General features: G+C 76.6%; 10 protein-coding genes. 7 read left to right on the top strand and 3 right to left on the bottom strand.

What is annotated here, in order from left to right:
- Window positions 1–13 precede the first annotated feature (13 nt).
- On the bottom strand, window positions 14–1516 hold the full coding sequence (zwf, locus tag H7X46_RS15085) for a glucose-6-phosphate dehydrogenase (RefSeq protein WP_186360007.1): 1503 nt from the start codon (window positions 1514–1516) through the stop codon (window positions 14–16).
- Between the two features lie 128 nt (window positions 1517–1644).
- A complete protein-coding gene (gene galK, locus H7X46_RS15080; protein ID WP_186360006.1) occupies window positions 1645–2781 on the bottom strand; it encodes a galactokinase in 1137 nt (378 codons plus the stop codon).
- Window positions 2782–2841: 60 nt separating this feature from the next.
- On the opposite strand from galK, the gene H7X46_RS15075 reads away from it, so the two are divergent.
- Window positions 2842–3555, top strand: coding sequence for a GNAT family N-acetyltransferase (locus H7X46_RS15075; RefSeq protein ID WP_186360005.1), 714 nt, complete (start codon window positions 2842–2844; stop codon window positions 3553–3555).
- 1 nt (window position 3556) lies between these two features.
- Here the strand turns inward: H7X46_RS15075 and H7X46_RS15070 are convergent, their stop codons facing one another.
- Window positions 3557–4741: an ROK family transcriptional regulator gene (locus H7X46_RS15070; protein ID WP_186360004.1), complete on the bottom strand. Its 1185-nt coding sequence runs from the start codon at window positions 4739–4741 to the stop codon at window positions 3557–3559.
- 137 nt (window positions 4742–4878) lie between these two features.
- Here H7X46_RS15070 and edd point away from each other — a divergent pair, with 137 nt between their 5' ends.
- The 6 genes from edd to H7X46_RS15040 all read left to right on the top strand — a co-directional run bounded on the left by edd (window position 4879) and on the right by H7X46_RS15040 (window position 14707).
- Window positions 4879–6744: a phosphogluconate dehydratase gene (gene edd / locus H7X46_RS15065; protein ID WP_186360003.1), complete on the top strand. Its 1866-nt coding sequence runs from the start codon at window positions 4879–4881 to the stop codon at window positions 6742–6744.
- Entirely contained in the window at window positions 6741–7367 is a 627-nt protein-coding gene (gene eda, locus H7X46_RS15060; protein ID WP_186360002.1) for a bifunctional 4-hydroxy-2-oxoglutarate aldolase/2-dehydro-3-deoxy-phosphogluconate aldolase, read from the top strand. The genes edd and eda overlap by 4 nt, the downstream gene beginning before the upstream one ends.
- 116 nt (window positions 7368–7483) lie before the next feature.
- Entirely contained in the window at window positions 7484–8797 is a 1314-nt protein-coding gene (gene nhaA / locus H7X46_RS15055) for a Na+/H+ antiporter NhaA (protein WP_186360001.1), read from the top strand.
- Window positions 8798–8890: 93 nt separating this feature from the next.
- Window positions 8891–10114 carry an exonuclease SbcCD subunit D gene (locus H7X46_RS15050; RefSeq protein WP_370589074.1) on the top strand — a complete coding sequence of 408 codons (1224 nt, stop codon included), beginning with the start codon at window positions 8891–8893 and terminating at the stop codon, window positions 10112–10114.
- On the top strand, window positions 10111–13761 hold the full coding sequence (locus H7X46_RS15045; protein ID WP_186359999.1) for an AAA family ATPase: 3651 nt from the start codon (window positions 10111–10113) through the stop codon (window positions 13759–13761). Before H7X46_RS15050 ends, H7X46_RS15045 begins: the two co-directional genes overlap by 4 nt.
- Window positions 13762–13789: 28 nt before the next feature.
- Window positions 13790–14707, top strand: a complete 918-nt coding sequence (locus tag H7X46_RS15040) for an aldose epimerase (protein ID WP_186359998.1) — start codon at window positions 13790–13792, stop codon at window positions 14705–14707.
- The last annotated feature ends 40 nt before the right edge of the window (window positions 14708–14747 follow it).

Here is a 14747-nt window from a genome sequence, read left to right as displayed (position 1 = left end):
CCGCCGGTCCCGCCTAGTAGTCCTCGTGCCAGGCCCGGCCGTCGCGCTCGATCAGCGCGGTGGCCGCGGCCGGGCCGGTGCTGCCCGCCGCGTACGGCCGCGGCCGCTGGTCGGTGGCCTCCCAGGTCCGCAGGATCGGCTCCGCCCAGGTCCAGGCGGCCTCGATCTCGTCGCGGCGCATGAAGAGGGTCGGGTTGCCCCGCAGCACGTCCATCAGCAGCCGCTCGTAGGCGTCCGGCAGGCGGTCGCCGAACGTGCGGGCGAACGACAGGTCCAGCGGCGCGGGGATGGGCCGGATCCCGCCGGGGCCGGGCTGCTTGGCGGTCATGTGCAGGCGGACGCCCTCGTCGGGCTGCAGCCGCAGCACGAGCCGGTTCGCGGGGATCTCCTCCCCGAACGCCGGGAAGATCGAGTGCGGGACCGGCTTGAACTGCACGACGATCTCCGACGCGTGCGTGGCCAGCCGCTTGCCCGTCCGCAGGTAGAACGGCACGCCGGCCCAGCGCCAGTTGGCGACCTCGGCCCGCAGCGCCACGAACGTCTCGGTGCTCGGCCGCTCGCGCTCGCGCGGGGTGCCGGCCCGGGCCTCGGCCAGCTCGGTGGCGTAGCCGGGGACGGCGGCGCCGTCGACGAGGCCCTCGGTGTACTGGCCGCGGACGGTGTCGCGGATGACGTCCGGCCCGTCGAGCGGCTTGAGCGACTGGAGCACCTTCAGCTTCTCGTCGCGCACGCCCTCGCCGTCGATCTTGGCGGGAGGTTCCATCGCGACCAGGCACAGCAGCTGCAGCAGGTGGTTCTGGACCATGTCGCGCAGGGCGCCGCTGCCGTCGTAGTAGTCGGCACGGTTGCCGCAGCCGATCGACTCGGAGACGGTGATCTGCACGTGGTCGATCTGCGAGGCGTTCCACAGCGGCTCGAACAGGGAGTTGCCGAAGCGCAGGACCAGCAGGTTCTGCACCGTCTCCTTACCGAGGTAGTGGTCGATCCGGTAGATCTGCTCCTCGGCGAACACCGAGCCGACCTCGTCGTTGATCTCCCGGGCCGAGGCCAGGTCGTGGCCCAGCGGCTTCTCCAGGACGACGCGGGTGCGCTCGTCGACGATCCCGGCCCGGGCGCTGCCGACGCAGATCCGGCCGAACAGCTGCGGGGCCGAGGCGAGGTAGAGCACCCGGGTCCGCGCTCCGTCCTCGGCCGCCCGCCCCAGCAGGCCCGACAGGGCCGACCAGTCGTCGTCGAACACGTCGAGCGTGACGTGGTCGAGGCGCTGCAGGAACCGGGTGTGTGCCGCGTCGTCGGCGAGGACGTCGGCCCCGGCCCAGCGCGGGACGACCCGGCGCAGCTCGGAGTCGACCTTGTCGCGGTAGTCGGCGTCGTCCAGGCCGGAGCGCGAGACCGCGACGATCCGGGTGCCCTCGGCGAGCTGGCCGTCCCGGTCGCGCAGGTACAGCGCGGGCAGCAGCTTGCGCATGGCGAGGTCGCCGGTGCCGCCGAACACGACGATGTCGGCGGGGTCCATGACGGGAAGGGGATGCGGCACGAGCCGTCTCCTTGATCGAACGGAACCTGAGGTGCCAGGCGGCTCGGTGCGAGACCGGGCCGGTTCCGTACTGTACCGATTCCGATCCGTCTTTCAAGTGCGGAACCTCAGGCGAGCCGGCCGGCCCCGTCACTCGGTGTGCCCGGGAAGACCACCGGCGCCGTCCAGCCGCGGTCGGCGAAGGCCCGCTCCACCGATGCGCTCACCGCGGCCGTCGCGGTCGCCGGCACCAGCGCGATCACGCAGCCGCCGAACCCGCCGCCGGTCATCCGGGCCCCGAGCGCGCCACCGTCGCGGGCGGCGGCCACGGCCACGTCCACGTGCGGGACGGTGATCTCGAAGTCGTCCCGCATGGAGGTGTGCGAGGCGTCGAGCAGCGGGCCGATCGCCCGCGGGTCCACCGCGTCCCGCAGCCGCCGCACGACCTCCAGGACCCGCTCGTTCTCGGAGACCACGTGCCGCGCGCGGCGCCGCACCCGGTCGTCGGCCAGCCGCTCGACGTCGGCGAGGGAGGCGTCCCGCAGCGCGGGCACGCCGAGCGCGGCGGCCGCCTCCTCGCAGTCCCGGCGGCGCGCGCCGTACTCGCCGCCGGCGTGCGCGTGCGGCGCCCGGGTGTCGATCACCAGCAGCGTGCACCCGTGCGCGGGCAGGTCGAACGGCACCAGCTCGACGGTGTCGTCGCGCGTGTCGAGGAACACCAGCCGGCCGGCCCGGCCGTGCACCGCCGCCATCTGGTCCATCCCGCCGGTCGGCGCGCCGACGAACTCGTTCTCCGCACGCCGGGCGATCCGGGCCAGCTCGGTCGGGTCGACCTCGACCCCGGCCAGCCCGGCCAGCGCCACCCCGACCGCGCACTCCACCGCCGCCGACGACGACAGCCCCGCCCCCACCGGCACGTCCGAGTCCAGCTCCAGCTCGACCTCGCCGACCGGGTACCCGGCCTCGCGGAACGCCCAGCACGTCCCGGCCACGTACGCGGCCCAGCCGTCGACGTCGCCCGGGACGACCGACGCCGCGGTGAACTCCGCCACCGACGGCTCCTGGGCCGACCGGACCCGGCTGACCGGGCCGGACGCGGGCGCCGCGGCCACCACGGCCCGGTGCGGCAGCGCGAAGGGCAGCACGAAGCCGTCGTTGTAGTCGGTGTGCTCGCCGATCAGGTTGACCCGGCCGGGGGCGAACCACACCCCGGACGGGGCGGCGCCGTGGCGGGCGGTGAAGGCGTCGGCGGCGGCGACGGTCATGCCGATCACGGTAGAGGACCCCGTGGCGGCGGCTTCCCGTCGCCGGGGCACGATCGCGGGGTGTCCGCCCTCGACGCCGCCCTGCGCAACCCGGTCCCCGCCACCCTGCACGGCGCGTTGGGCGGGTTCGGCGCGGTCCGTGGCGGCGCGGCCCGATTCGCCCCGGAAGTCTCGCCGTTCGCCGGGCTGCCGCTCGACCCCGGGCCCGCCGACTGGGCCGATCTCGCCGCCCTGTGCGGACCCGACCGCGACGTCGTGCTGGTGCGGGCCGGGGACGGGCCGCCGGTGCTGCCGGACGGGTGGGTGCTGCGGTGGCCGTTCCCGGCGATCCAGATGGACGGGGCCGGCGTGCCGGGCGGGCCCGACCCCGACGCCGTCGAGCTGGGGTCCGCGGACCGGGCCGAGATGGCGGAGCTGGCCGCGGCCACCCGGCCCGGCCCGTGGATGGCGCGCACCGCCGAGCTCGGTCGCTTCGTCGGGTTCCGGCACGACGGCCGGCTGGTCGCGATGGCCGGCGAGCGCATGCGGCTCGGGCCGGCGGGGGAGGTGGCGACCGAGATCAGCGCCGTGTGCACCGACCCGGAGCTCCGCGGCAAGGGCCTGGCCCGGCGGCTGGTGGAGGCGGTCGTCGCCGGGATCGTCGCCCGCGGCGAGCGCCCGGTGCTGCACGTGTCGGCGGCCAACGAGAACGCCGTCCGGCTCTACCGGTCGATGGGGTTCACGGTCTCGCGGGCGATGCGGTTCGACATGCTGCGCACGCCGGGGGCGGCGTGACTCAGGCCGACAGCGCCGCGTCGACGGTCGCGGGGGAGAGCACCTCGTCGAGAACCAGGATCGCGCACCCGATGACGCCGCTGCGGCCGGTGAGCAGCCCCGGCTCGATGCGCAGGTTCTGGGTCGCCGTCGCCATCGACCGCCGGTAGATCGCCTCCCGGACGCCCGCGACCAGCGGGTCGAACGCGCCCACCAGGTCGCCGCCGATCGCGACCAGCGCCGGGTTGACCAGGTTGACCGCGGCGGCCAGGACCTCGCCCAGCCGGCGCCCGGCGATCCGGACCAGCCGGACCGCGTCCGGGTCGCCCCGCTTCACCAGCCCGACGACGTCGGGGATCGAGGTCACCTCGCCGTCCGGCCGCCCGGCCGACAGGTCCCGCACCAGCGCCCGGCCCGAGGCCAGCACCTCCAGGCAGTCGACGTTGCCGCACCCGCAGCCGATACCCGGACCGTCGTGCACGGGGATGTGCCCGATCTCCCCGGCGGCGCCCCACGCGCCGCGCTGCAGGACGCCGCCCGACACCAGCCCGGCCCCGACCCCGGAACCGATCTTCACCATGAGCAGGTCGTCGACGTCCGGGTGCGCGGCGTGCTCGGCGAGCGCCATGACGTTCACGTCGTTGTCCACCCGGACCGGCACCGGGAAGCGCTCGGTCAGCATCGGCGGCAGCGGGACGCGCTCCCAGCCCGGCAGCGTCGGCACGCCCACCGACCAGCCGCGGACCGGGTCGACGGTGCCGGGGACCGACAGGCCGATGCCGCGGATGCCGGAGTCGTCCCCGCCCGCCTCGAGCAGCAGCTTCTCCAGGGTGCCGACGGCCTCGGCGAGCAGCTGCTCCGGGCCGACCGTGGCGGGCCGGTCGATCACGGCCTCGGCCAGGACGGCGCCGGTGAGGTCGCAGACCGCGGCCTTGGACCGGCTGACACCGATCGACAGCGCGAGCACGGTGCCACCGGCCGCGTTGAACTCCAGGCGCGCGGCGGGACGGCCGCCGGTGGCGGCGGCGCCGACGACCTCGGTGACCAGACCGTCGGCCAGCAACCGGTCGACGCGGGCGGCGACGGCGGTCCGCGACAGGCCGGTCGCCCGGCCGATCTCGGTCCGGGTCGCGGCCAGGCCCTCCCGGACCAGCCGGAAGATCTCCCCGGCGGTCGCGGGCGCGCTGGTCGGGGTCCGTCCTCGCATTCATCCAGTGAACCACAGGGCTTTGAGCTGGCAAAACACCGATCCGGTCACAGTAACGTCTTGTAAATACCTAAGTCGACCGGTAGCGTGCGTATCGAACGGTTCGCCATCCCCCACCACCTGGAGCCCGACGTACCGTGACGACCACCACCGAGCCCACCCCGCCGGAGATCCACCCCGTCCTCGCCGAGGTCACCGCGCGGGTGACCGCCCGCTCGGCCACCACCCGGGCCGCCTACCTGGAGCGCATCCGCTCGGCCGCCGACCGGGGCCCGGCCGCCGGGCCGCACCGGGAGAGCCTGGGCTGCGCCAACCTCGCGCACGGCGTCGCCGCCTGCGGGCCGGACAAGCTGACGCTCACCGCGTCGCCCGCCCGGAACCTGGCCATCGTCACCGCCTACAACGACATGCTCTCGGCGCACCAGCCGTTCGAGACCTACCCGGCGCTGATCAAGCAGGCGGCCCGGGACGCGGGCGGCGTCGCCCAGGTCGCCGGCGGCGTCCCCGCCATGTGCGACGGGATCACGCAGGGCCGCGCCGGCATGGAGCTGTCGCTGTTCTCCCGGGACGTCATCGCGATGTCGACCGCGGTGGCGCTCTCGCACGACATGTTCGACGCCGCCGTGCTGCTCGGGGTCTGCGACAAGATCGTCCCCGGTCTGGTGATGGGCGCGCTCTCGTTCGGCCACCTGCCGGTGCTGCTCGCCCCGGCCGGTCCGATGACCTCCGGGCTGCCGAACAAGCAGAAGGCGGCCGTGCGCCAGCGGTTCGCCGCGGGCGAGATCGGCCGCGAGGAGCTCCTCGAGGCCGAGTCGCAGAGCTACCACGGCCCCGGGACCTGCACGTTCTTCGGCACCGCGAACTCCAACCAGCTGCTCATGGAGATCATGGGCCTGCACCTGCCGGGCTCGACCTTCGTCAACCCGGGCACCCCGCTGCGGGACGCGCTGACCGCCGAGACCGCCCGCCGTGCGCTGGCCGCGGCCGGCGACCCCGCCCTGGCGATGGGCGAGATCGTCGACGAGAAGGCGGTGCTCAACGGGATCGTCGCGCTGCTCGCCACCGGAGGCTCCACCAACCACACGATGCACCTGGTCGCGATGGCCGCCGCCGCGGGCGTCGAGATCACCTGGGACGACTTCTCCGACCTGTCGGCGGTCGTGCCGCTGCTCGCGCGGATCTACCCGAACGGCAGTGCCGACGTGAACCACTTCCGGGCCGCGGGCGGCCTGCAGGTACTCATCCGGGAGCTGCGCGGGGCCGGCCTGCTGCACGACGACGTCCGCACGGTGGACGGCCCCGGGCTGGCCCGCTACACCCGCGAGCCCTTCCTCGACGACGGCGAGCTGGTCTGGCGCGAGGGCCCCGCCGAGAGCCTGGACAAGTCCGTGCTGCGCGGGGTGGCCGATCCGTTCGCGCCGGACGGCGGACTGCGGGTGCTGCACGGCAACCTCGGCCGGGCGGTCGTGAAGACCTCCGCCGTCGAGCCGGCCCACCGTTACGTCGAGGCACCCGCCGTCGTCGTCGAGGACCAGGACGACCTGCTGGCCGCCTACCGGGCCGGCGAGCTGGACGGGCGGGACTTCGTCGCCGTCGTCCGCAACCAGGGCCCGCGCGCCAACGGGATGCCCGAGCTGCACAAGCTCACCCCGGTGCTCGGGGTCCTGCAGGACCGCGGGCACCAGGTGGCCGTGGTCACCGACGGCCGGATGTCCGGCGCGTCCGGCAAGGTCCCGGCGGCCCTGCACGTCACGCCGGAGGCCGCCCGGGGCGGTCCGCTGGGCAAGGTGCGCGACGGCGACCCGATCCGGCTCGACACCCTCACGGGCACACTGTCGGTGCTGGTGGACGCCGACGAGCTCGACGCCCGCGAGCCGGCCGTACCCGACACGCCGTCCGGGCCGACCTTCGGCACCGGCCGGGAACTGTTCACGGCGTTCCGCGCGGCGGTCGGCCCGGCCGACCGGGGCGCCACCGTCGCCGGAGTGGAGAGAGACGCATGAGCACGAACCTGCTGGACCTGGCCCCGGTCGTCCCGGTCGTCGTCCTGCCCGACGCCGGGAGCGCGGTGCCGGTGGCCCGGGCGCTGGTCGACGGCGGCCTGCCGGTCATCGAGGTGACCCTGCGGACCCCGGCCGCCGCCGAGGCGGTCCGCCGGATCGCCGCCGAGGTGCCGGACGCCGTCGTCGGGACCGGAACCGTCCGCACCCCGGAGGACGTGAAGGCCTCCGTGGCGGCCGGCGCCCGGTTCCTGGTCAGCCCCGGCGCCACGCCGCGGCTGCTGGACGCGATGGAGGACTCCGGGCTCGACTTCCTGCCCGGCACGTCGTCGATCTCGGAGATGATGGCCGTCGCGGAGCGCGGGCACCGCGCCCTGAAGTTCTTCCCGGCGGAGGCCGCCGGGGGGCGCCCGTTCCTGAAGTCGGTCGCGGGGCCGCTGCCGGACCTGCGGTTCTGCCCGACCGGCGGGATCACCGTGGACACCGCGCCGGACTACCTGGCGCTGCCGAACGTCGCCTGTGTGGGGGGCTCCTGGCTCACCCCGGCCGACACGGTCGCGGCCGGTGACGTCGACCGGATCCGGGAGCTCGCCGCCGCGGCCGCGGCGCTCGGCCCCCGCCCGTGACGGATCTCGCCCGCGGGTGACGCACACCGGGGCCGGCCGATAAGATCCGCCCCGGTGTGCCGGGAAGTCTGGTCGGCGAGCGATGACACCTGCCCGCCCGACCCTTCCGGAGATCCGTGAGCACCTCCCCGAACCCGCCCCGCCGTCGCCTCCTCGCCCGCGGATCGTGGCCCGAGGCGCGCGTCGTCGGCGACATCCTGCGCACCGAGACGGTCGGCGGCATGGTCCTCGTCGTCGCGGCCGCGCTGGCGCTGCTGTACGCGAACTCCCCGTGGCGGGAGACCTACTTCGACCTGGCCCGGTTCACGGTCGGGCCGAGCGCCCTGCACCTGGACCTGTCGCTTGCCACCTGGGCCGCGGACGGGCTGCTCGCGATCTTCTTCTTCGTGGTCGGGCTGGAGCTGAAACGCGAGTTCGTCGCCGGTGACCTGCGGGACCCGCGCACGGCGCTGCTCCCGGTCGTCGCCGCCGTCGGCGGGATGATCGCCCCGGCGCTGATCTACGTGGCGATCAACGCGTCCCGGCCGGAGACGCTGGTCGGCTGGGCCATCCCGACGGCCACCGACATCGCGTTCGCGGTGGCCGTGCTGGCGGTGATCGGGACCAGCCTGCCGTCGGCGCTGCGGATGTTCCTCCTCACCCTGGCCGTGGTCGACGACCTGCTGGCGATCACGGTCATCGCGGTCTTCTACACCGACGAGCTGTCCCTGCCGGCGCTGCTGGGCGCGCTGGTCCCGCTGGCGCTGTTCGGGCTCGCCGTGCAGCGCGGCGTCCGGTCCTGGTGGCTGCTGCTCCCGCTCGGCGCGGTGACCTGGTTCCTGGTGCACGAGTCCGGCGTGCACGCGACCGTGGCCGGGGTGCTGCTCGGCTTCACGGTGCCCGTGCTGGGCAGGCACACGGTGCACGGCGTGTCGATGGCCGAGCACTTCGAGCACCGCTGGCGACCGGTGTCCACCGGCGTCGCGGTGCCGATCTTCGCGTTCTTCGCCGCCGGGGTCTCGGTCGTCGACGCCGGCGGCCTGGCCGAGACCCTCGCCGACTCGGTGACGCTGGGCATCATCGCGGGCCTCGTGCTGGGCAAGGCGATCGGCGTGCTGGGCTCGACCTGGCTGGTGCAGCGGTTCACCCGCGCCCAGCTGTCGGACGAGGTGAGCTGGTGGGACCTGCTCGGCATCGCCCAGCTGGCCGGGATCGGGTTCACCGTCTCGCTGCTGGTGGGGGAGCTGGCGTTCGGCGCCGGCACCCCCCAGGACGACCACGTGAAGGTCGGCGTGCTGGTCGGGTCCCTGACGGCGGCGCTGCTGGCGACGGTCCTGCTGCGGTTCCGCAACGCGCACTACCGGCGGATCGCCGAGATCGAGACCCGGGACACCGACCGGGACGGCATCCCGGACGTCTACCAGGAGGACGGCCGCCCCGACGACGGGTGACCCGCGGGTCCGGCCTGCGCGATGTCGTCGGTGCCCTCTCCTAGACTCGGGCCCTCCCCGGACCCCGACCCACGGAGCCCCCACTTGCGCCTGGTGCACGCCGCCGATCTGCACCTGGACAGCCCGCTGCGCGGGCTGTCCCGGCTCGGCGACTCCGAGCTGGCCGGATCGCTGCGCGCCGCGACCCGGCGGGCCTGCGAGAACCTGGTCGACGCGGTCGTCGACCGGGGCGCGGACGCGCTGCTGCTGGCCGGGGACGTCTACGACGGCGACTGGAAGGACTACGCCACCGGCGCCTTCTTCGTCCGCCAGCTCGCCCGGCTGCACGACGAGGGCATCCCGGTCTTCCTCATCAACGGCAACCACGACGCCCAGTCCGAGATCACCCGCTCGCTGCGGCTGCCCCCGAACACCCACCGGCTGTCCGTGGACGCCCCGGAGACCCGGGTCGTCGACGACCTGGGTCTGGCCGTGCACGGCCAGGGCTTCGCCCGCCGCGCCGTCTGCGAGAACCTGGTGCCCGCCTACCCGGACCGGGTCCCCGGGCTGGTCAACGTCGGCATGCTCCACACCTCGGTGCAGGGCGACGACCGGCACGACACCTACGCCCCCTGCCGCCCGGAGGACCTGTCCGGCTGCGGCTACGAGTACTTCGCGCTCGGGCACGTGCACGAGCAGCGGGTGGTGTGCGACGGCCAGCACACCGCCGCGTTCTCCGGGAACCTGCAGGGCCGCCACCCCCAGGAGCGCGGCCCCAAGGGCGCGCTGCTGGTCGACGTCGAGCCCGGCGGGCAGGCCGCGCTGACCCCGCTCGAGCTCGACGTCGCCCGCTGGGAGCTGGTCGAGGTCGACATCGCCGGGCTCGCCGACGCCGACGAGGTGTTCGACGCCGTCGCCGCCGCCGTGCGGGAGCGGTGCGGGCAGGCGGCGCCGCGCACGGTCGTCGCGCAGGTCACGCTGCACGGCGCGGGGCCGGCCGCGGCCGGGCTGACCGACACGGAACGGGTTCGCACCGAGCTGGAGCTGGCCGCCGCGAACGCGGGTGCGGTGCTGGAGAAGATCCGCAACCGGACCCGCCCGCCGTCCGACGCGCTCGCCGTCGACCCCGAGCTGAGCGCCGCGGTCTCGGCGGCCGCCGCCGGGCTCGCCGCCGACCCCGGCCGGATCCGCGAGCTCGCCGCGCCCCTGGACCGCGAGCTCGGGCGTCGGCTGCGCGAGGCCGGCCTGCTGGACCTGCGCGACGACGAGCGCCTGGCCGCGCTGGCCCGGCAGGCCGAGCAGCAGCTGCTGGCCCGGATGGCGGGGGAGGGCTCGTGAACGGGCGCCTGCGCTCGCTCGTCCTGGAACGCTACGGCAGCTACGAGGACCGGTCGCTGGCACTCGGCCCGGGCCTGACGATCGTCTCCGGGCCGAACGAGGCCGGGAAGTCGACCCTGCTCGACGCGCTGTCCGACCTGCTCTGGGGGATGCCGCGGCCGGCGCAGCACGCCTACGCGTTCAGCCCGGCCCGGCTCGCCGTCGCCGCCTCGGTCGAGGGCCCGGACGGCCCGCGGACCCTGCGCCGGACCACCCGCGGGCTGCACGACGACGACGGGCGGGCCGTCGAGGCCCCGTGGGGGACCGGCGGGGCCGAGGCCCGACGGCGGTGGCGCGAGGGGTTCGGGCTCGGCCACGAGCAGCTCCGCGCCGGCGGCCGCACCCTCTGCGCCGGCGGCGGCGACCTCGCCGAGCTGGTGTTCACCGCCCGCAGCGGCCGCGACGCCCGCGCCCTGATCGCCGCCCTCGACGCCGAGGCCGACGCGCTCTACAAGGAGCACCGGGGCAGCAAGTCGGTCGAGGTGCGGGCCGCGTTCGCCCGGTTCACCGACGCCGAGCAGGCCGCCGCCGACCGCACCGCGCGGGCCGGTGAGGTGACCGCGCTCGCCGACGAGATCGGCCGCCTGGAACGGCGGGCCGCCGAGCTCACCCGGACCCGGCGCACCGCCGCCGAGGACGCCGACCGCGCCCGGCAGGCCGTCCGGGCCCAGGAACCGGCCCACGAGCTGGCCACCCTGCGGGCCGAGCGGGCGGCGCTGTGCGCCACCGGCGCCGCGCTCGACGCCGGGTCGCTGGCCGAGTACACCCGCGCGACCGCCGACCGGGCGGCCGCTGAGCAGCAGCGTGACGAGCACCGGGCCCGCGCCGACGAGCTGCGCGCCCGCCGCGCCGAGCTCGACCTCGACGAGGACCTGCTGGCCGACGCCACCCGGATCCGGGAGCTGGAGTCCGCAGCGCAGGCCCGCCGGGCCGACGCGGAGCGGGCCGCCCGGCTGCGGGCCGACGCCGCCGAGCTGCACCGGCGTGCCGAGTCCGCGCTCGCCGAGCTCGTCGCCGAGGACGGGCGCAGCGCCGACGAGCGGCTCGCCGCCGTCCACCTGCCCACCGACCGGGCCCGCGACCTCGACGAGATCGCCCGCCGGTTGCACGACGCGGAGGTCGAGGCCGAGCGGGCCGAGCGGCTGCACGCCGAGGCGCTCGCCGAGGTCCGGGAGGCCGCCGACGTGCCGGGCGGGCTCGACGCCGAGCGGGTCGGCCGGGTCGCCGAGGTCCGCCGTGCGATCGAGGCCGAGGGGTCGGCGGCGGCGCTGTGCCGGGCGGCCGTCGTCGAGCGGGACGCGGCGCTGGCCCGCCGCTCCGAGGCGCTGGCCGCGGCCGGCTACCGCGGCGCGGGTGACCCGGGCCGCGACCCGGGCGGCGACGGGGCCGTGCTGGCGCCCCCGGTGCGCGAGGTGCGTGCGCTGCGGACCGCGCTGCGCGCCGCCGAGCAGGATCTCCGCGCCGCCGAGCGCGCGGCCGCCGACGCCGCCGAGCGCGAGCACCGGGCCCGGTCGGCCCGGGACGGGGTCGCGGGCCGCGGCCGCCCGGTCGGCCCGGACGCCCTGGCCGCCGCCCGCGCCGAGCGGGACGCCGCAGTGGCGGAGCTGCTCGCCGCGCGAGCCGGTGACGCGGCCGTGCGGCCGGGGGATGCCGCCGCCGGGTCACGGGAGGCCGCTGCCGGACCGGAAGCCGCTCCTGCCGGGCCGGGACACGCCGCCGCGGGGTTCGGGGACGCCGCCGCGCGGGTCGCGGCCGCCGTCGCCGCCGCCGACCGGGTCGCCGACGACATGATCGCCTCCGCGGACCGGGTCGCCGAGCTCGCGCACCGCGAGGCCGAGCTGGAGGAGGCGGTGGCCCGGTCGGGCGGTGCGACGTCCGCGGTCGAGGAGGCCCGGTCCCGGGCCGCGGAGGCCGGGGCGGCCTGGGCGACGCTGTGGCGCTCGCACGGCGTCGCCGTCCCGGACGCGGACGACGCCGACGCGGTCGTCACCGCCCTCACCGACGCCGCCCGCGCGCAGGACGAGGTCGCCCGGGCCGACGAGCGGCTGGCCCGGCTGCGTGACCAGGCCGACGAGCAGGAACGTGCGCTCGCGGCCGCGCTGGCCGCGGCCGGGCGTCCGCGGGACGGGGCGCCGCTGGACGTGCTGCTGGTCGCCGCCGCCGACCTCGCCACCGAGGCCGAGCACGCCCGCGACCGCCGGGTGCTGCTGGCCCGGCTGCGCAGCGAGGCCGAGCGGGCCGGCGGGGCGGCCGACGCCGCGCGGCACGAGCGGGACCTGGCGCGCTCGCGCTGGCGGTTCGCGCTGCGCGGCGCCGGGCTGCCCACCGATCTGGAACCGTCCGGATGGGACACCCGCCGCGACACCGTCGCCGACGCCCAGCAGGCCGGGGCGACCGCCCGCCAGGACGACGCCGAGGCGCGGCGCCTCGAACGGGCCGTGAACGCGCACCGGCGGGCCGTGACCGCGCTGGTCGAGCGGCACCTGCCGAAGGCGCCGACCGGCACCGCGTCCGCCGACCGGCTCGGGGAGCTGGCCGACCGGGTCCGCGAGGTGACCAAGGCCGCGGTGTCGGCCGGGCACCTCGACGACGGCATTGCGGCCGCGGAGGACGCCGCGGCCCGCGCGGCCCGGGACGTCGCCGCGGCCGGCGCGGTGCTGGACCGGCTCGCCGTCGAGCTGGCGCTGACCGAGGCGATGGAACCGGGCGGGCTGGAGGCCGCGGCCGAGCGCGGCGCCACCGTTGCCGACCTGGACGCCCGGATCGCCGAGCAGTCCCGCCTGCTCGCGGCGGCCGCCCCCGACCTGGACGCCGACGAGCTCGTCGCCGCCGCACCGGACACCGAGCCGGGTGCGCTGGCCGAGGCCCTTGCGCGCGCCGAGGCGCGCGAGCGGGAGCTGGGCGCCGAGCAGGACGCGATCCGCGAGCAGCTCGGCGGGCTGCGGGCCCGGCGCCGCGAGCTGGAGGAGACCGAGGGCGCCGCCGAGCTGCACGCCCGTGCCCAGGAGGAGCTGGCCGGCGTCGCCGAGGCGGCCGAGCGCTACCTGGTGCTGCACCTGCAGCGGGAGATCCTGCGCCGGGAGCTGGAGGCCTACGAGCGCAGCCACGCGTCCCCGCTGCTGGTCCGGGCCGGGACGCTGCTGGAGCGGCTGACCGGTGGCCGGTTCGTGGCGCTCCGGCCGCCGTCCGAGGTGGACGGGCGGTCGGCAGCCGGAGCCAGGAGCCTGGTCGCGGTCCGCGGTGACGGCGAGGAGCTGCCGCCGCGGAAGCTGTCCGAGGGCACCGCGGACCAGGTGCACCTGGCGCTGCGGCTGGCCGGGATCGAGCAGCTGCAGGCCGACCGGGCCGCGGCCGGGCTGCCGCCGGTTCCGGTGGTGCTCGACGACGTGCTGATGACCTTCGACGACGAGCGGGCCCCGGCCGCGATCAGTGTGCTCGCCGAGCTGGCGGCCACCCAGCAGGTCCTGCTGTTCACCCATCACGAGCACGTGGTCGGCCTGGCCCGCGGCACCGGGGTCGACTTCACGGTCACCGAGCTGGGCCCGCCCACCCCGGTCGACGCCGTCCTGGACGCCGAGGCCGCCCGGGCGACCCCCCTGGCGGGGTGAGCGGGCCCGGCTGCAGCAGACTGCGCGTATGGACGCCTGCGGTGAGCGGTTCGTGATCGTCAGCGGGGATGCCCGGGCCGACGTCGACGAGGTCGGCGGCGGTCTCGCCGGCTTCGCCCAGGGCGGCCGGGTGCGCCTGGAACCGCACCCGCCCACGGCCCGGCCCCCGAAGGGCTCCGGCGCGGTGCTCGCGCCGTGGCCGAACCGGGTCCGCGGTGGCCGCTGGCGCCACCGCGGCACCACGCACCGGCTCGCGCTCTCCGAGCCGGACGCCGGCAACGCCATCCACGGCCTGCTGCGCCACGTGCCGTGGACGCTCACCGGCCGCGGCGGCGACCACGTGACGCTGACCGCGGTCGCCCCGGTGCAGCCGGGCTGGCCGCAGCCGGTCCGCGTGACGATCACCTACACGGTCGGCGCGGGCGGCCTCGCGGTGGAGACGGTCGTGGAGAACCTCGGCGCCGCACCGGTCCCGTTCGGGCTGGGGTTCCACCCGTACCTGCGGGTCGGTGACGTCCCCACCGACGAGCTGGAGCTGACCCTCGCCGCCCGCACCGTGCTGCCGCTGCGCGACCAGCTCCCGGACGGGCCCGCGGTGCCGCTGGAGCGACCGTTCGCGTCGACCCCGCTGGGCGGTCTGGAGCTGGACGGCGCGTTCGGCGGCTGCGTCCCCGGTGACGGCGACGACCTCGTCCGGCACCGGGTCGCCGCCCCGGACGGCGGCGGCACCGAGCTGTGGGCCGAGCCGGCGTTCGGCTGGGTGCAGGTGTTCACCCCGGGGGAGTTCCCGCGCCAGGGTCCGGACGGTGCGGTCGTCGTGTCGCGGGCGGTCGCCGTCGAGCCGATGACCTGCCCGCCGGACGCGCTCAACTCCGGCGCCGACCTGGTCGAGCTCGTGCCGGGGGAGGCCGAGGTGCTGCGCTGGGGCGTCTGCGCCACCGGGTGACCGGCAGCAGGGTGATCAACGGCACGTCTGTGCCGGGAAT

It is taken from the genome of Pseudonocardia sp. C8, from assembly GCF_014267175.1.
Lineage (GTDB): Bacteria > Actinomycetota > Actinomycetes > Mycobacteriales > Pseudonocardiaceae > Pseudonocardia.
This window is presented reverse-complemented; position numbering and strand designations above follow the sequence as displayed.

Coding starts and splice junctions, on each gene's coding strand:
- zwf (WP_186360007.1), bottom strand. CDS start 1,516: ATGGACCCCGCCGACATCGTCGTGTTCGGCGGCACCGGCGACCTCGCC.
- galK (WP_186360006.1), bottom strand. CDS start 2,781: ATGACCGTCGCCGCCGCCGACGCCTTCACCGCCCGCCACGGCGCCGCC.
- H7X46_RS15070 (WP_186360004.1), bottom strand. CDS start 4,741: ATGCGAGGACGGACCCCGACCAGCGCGCCCGCGACCGCCGGGGAGATC.
- eda (WP_186360002.1), top strand. CDS start 6,741: ATGAGCACGAACCTGCTGGACCTGGCCCCGGTCGTCCCGGTCGTCGTC.
- H7X46_RS15040 (WP_186359998.1), top strand. CDS start 13,790: ATGGACGCCTGCGGTGAGCGGTTCGTGATCGTCAGCGGGGATGCCCGG.